Source organism: Staphylococcus canis (assembly GCF_016238445.1).
GTDB classification, from domain to species: domain Bacteria; phylum Bacillota; class Bacilli; order Staphylococcales; family Staphylococcaceae; genus Staphylococcus; species Staphylococcus canis.
In genome coordinates, this window is the sequence record NZ_JABANU010000051.1 from 1 (window position 1) to 3,153 (window position 3,153).

At 38.4% G+C, this 3,153-nt stretch carries 2 protein-coding genes; both read left to right on the plus strand.

Annotation, left to right across the window (positions count from 1 at the left end):
* Positions 1 to 229 precede the first annotated feature (229 nt).
* Positions 230 to 595, plus strand: coding sequence for an ArsR/SmtB family transcription factor (locus HHH54_RS10825; RefSeq protein WP_198618807.1), 366 nt, complete (start codon positions 230 to 232; stop codon positions 593 to 595).
* Positions 588 to 3,002, plus strand: a complete 2,415-nt coding sequence (locus tag HHH54_RS10830) for a heavy metal translocating P-type ATPase (RefSeq protein ID WP_198618808.1) — start codon at positions 588 to 590, stop codon at positions 3,000 to 3,002. Before HHH54_RS10825 ends, HHH54_RS10830 begins: the two co-directional genes overlap by 8 nt.
* Positions 3,003 to 3,153 lie beyond the last annotated feature (151 nt).

Consider the following 3,153-nt stretch of genomic DNA (forward strand, 5'->3'; position numbering starts at 1 on the left):
TATTATAAGTGAGGGCTTTATTTTTTTGAAACAATATGTGTAAATTATATAAAGAACCCCGCTAAAATCCAATTTGGAATCTTAGCGGGGTTCTTTTGGAGCTGTATTTATGTCCCAGCCCCTTTTTAATATTAATTATATATCATTCAAACAATCATTTGACTATTTGTTTATGGTGGGATATATTATAATAATCAAACAAACAGTCATTTGAATAAGGAGGATAATTATGACAAAAGATATGTGTGAAGTTACCTATATTCATGAAGATAAGGTAAACAGGGCTAAAAAAGACCTTGCTAAACAGAATCCTATGGATGTAGCGAAAGTTTTTAAGGCTCTATCAGATAATACAAGAGTTAAAATTGCTTATGTTTTGTCTTTAGAGGGAGAGTTATGTGTTTGTGATGTAGCTAATATCATTGAATCTTCAACAGCTACAGCATCCCATCATTTAAGATTATTGAAAAATTTAGGTATAGCAAAATACCGTAAAGAAGGAAAATTAGTCTATTATTCACTAGATGATGAGCATGTTAAACAGCTTGTAGAAAAAGCTTTCTTGCATCAAAAGGAGGTTGCTAGTATTGAATAGTTCAGCAAAAACATTAACAGAAGATAAACAGGTTTACCGTGTGGAGGGTTTCTCGTGTGCGAATTGTGCTGGGAAGTTTGAAAAAAATGTGAAAGAACTACCAGGGGTGTATGATGCTAAAGTCAATTTCGGAGCTTCCAAAATTGATGTCTTTGGCAGTGCAACCGTTGAAGATCTGGAAAAGGCTGGTGCTTTCGAGAATCTTAAAGTGGCACCAGAGAAGGCTAGAAGACGGGTCGAACCAGTGGTAACAGAAGATAAAAATATTTACCGTGTGGAGGGATTTTCTTGCGCAAACTGTGCTGGGAAGTTTGAAAAAAATGTAAAACAACTAGCTGGAGTTCAGGATGCAAAAGTGAACTTTGGCGCTTCCAAAATTGATGTATATGGAAATGCATCGGTTCAAGAGCTTGAAAAAGCAGGTGCTTTCGAGAATCTTAAGGTAATTCCTGAAAAACTGGCGAATCCATCGATACAAGCGGTCAAAGAAGACACTAAGGCTCCTAAAGAAGAGAAAATACCGTTTTATAAAAAACACAGCACATTGCTGTTTGCCACATTACTGATTGCTTTTGGTTACCTTTCTCAATTTGTAAATGGAGAAGATAACCTTGTAACTTCCATGTTATTTGTAAGTTCGATTGTAATTGGCGGATATTCACTATTTAAAGTTGGTTTTCAAAATTTGATACGCTTTGATTTCGACATGAAAACCCTGATGACCGTTGCAGTTATTGGAGCTGCCATCATTGGTGAATGGGCAGAGGCATCCATTGTTGTCATTCTCTTTGCAATCAGTGAAGCACTTGAACGTTTTTCTATGGATAGAGCAAGACAGTCCATTCGTTCATTGATGGATATTGCCCCAAAAGAAGCACTTGTTAGGCGGAATGGTCAGGAAATAATGATCCATGTGGACGATATCGCCGTGGGTGATATTATGATCGTCAAACCAGGGGAGAAAATTGCCATGGATGGGATCATTATAAATGGGGTGTCGGCTGTCAACCAGGCTGCTATAACAGGAGAATCTGTCCCTGTTGCCAAAACGGTAGATGATGAAGTATTTGCAGGTACGCTTAACGAAGAGGGACTACTTGAAGTAAAAATCACCAAATACGTAGAGGATACAACCATCTCCAAGATTATTCATCTGGTTGAGGAAGCACAAGGGGAGCGCGCTCCAGCGCAAGCATTCGTAGATAAATTTGCGAAATATTATACGCCGATCATTATGGTTATTGCGGCGCTCGTTGCAGTCGTTCCACCTTTATTCTTTGGTGGAAGTTGGGATACTTGGGTTTATCAAGGATTAGCGGTACTTGTAGTTGGATGTCCGTGTGCATTAGTTATTTCTACTCCAATCTCGATTGTCTCGGCAATTGGAAATGCAGCTAAAAAAGGTGTGTTGATTAAAGGCGGTGTCTATCTAGAGGAATTAGGAGCCATTAAGGCAATCGCATTTGATAAAACAGGAACACTGACAAAAGGTGTACCAGTGGTAACAGATTTTAAAGTGTTAAATGATCAAGTGGAAGAAAAAGAGCTGTTTTCCATTATTACAGCTTTAGAATATCGATCACAACATCCACTTGCTTCAGCAATAATGAAGAAAGCAGAGCAAGATAATATTACTTATTCCGATGTTAGAGTGGAGGACTTCACTTCTATTACAGGTCGGGGCATTCAAGGGAATATAGATGGAACAACCTATTACATTGGCAGTCCAAGACTTTTTAAAGAATTAAATGTTTCCAATTTTATCCTTGAGTTTGAAAATAAAGTGAAAGTTTTACAAAACCAAGGGAAAACGGCCATGATTATTGGAACGGACCAAACAATCCTCGGCGTGATTGCTGTAGCAGATGAGGTCCGCGAAACAAGTAAAAATGTGATTCAAAAACTTCATCAGTTAGGAATCAAGCAAACAATTATGCTGACAGGTGATAATCAAGGTACCGCAGAAGCAATCGGTGCTCATGTAGGCGTTTCTGATATTCAGTCCGAATTGATGCCACAGGATAAGTTGGACTATATTAAAAAAATGAAAGCCGAGCATGGTAATGTAGCTATGATTGGCGATGGCGTCAATGATGCTCCTGCACTTGCTGCATCCACTGTTGGCATTGCAATGGGCGGTGCTGGAACAGATACTGCCATCGAGACAGCTGATATTGCATTAATGGGAGATGATTTAAGTAAGCTTCCATTTGCAGTAAGACTTAGCAGGAAAACGCTAAATATCATCAAAGCGAACATCACGTTTGCCATCGGAATTAAGATAATTGCCTTACTATTGGTTATTCCAGGCTGGCTAACCCTTTGGATTGCGATTCTTTCCGATATGGGAGCCACTATTTTGGTAGCATTAAATAGTTTGCGACTGATGAGAGTGAAGGATAAATAGGTACTATATGTGTGCAATTTACGGAAGGGGCTGGGACATTAATGTGTCTCAGAACCGAAAACAGGAAGATTTTCATGATGAAAAATGAAAAATCTTCCTGTTTTAATTTTAAATAGAACTTATCAACTCGTAGAGTTGATAGTTTTTTGAT

Coding starts and splice junctions, on each gene's coding strand:
- HHH54_RS10825 (WP_198618807.1), top strand. CDS start 230: ATGACAAAAGATATGTGTGAAGTTACCTATATTCATGAAGATAAGGTA.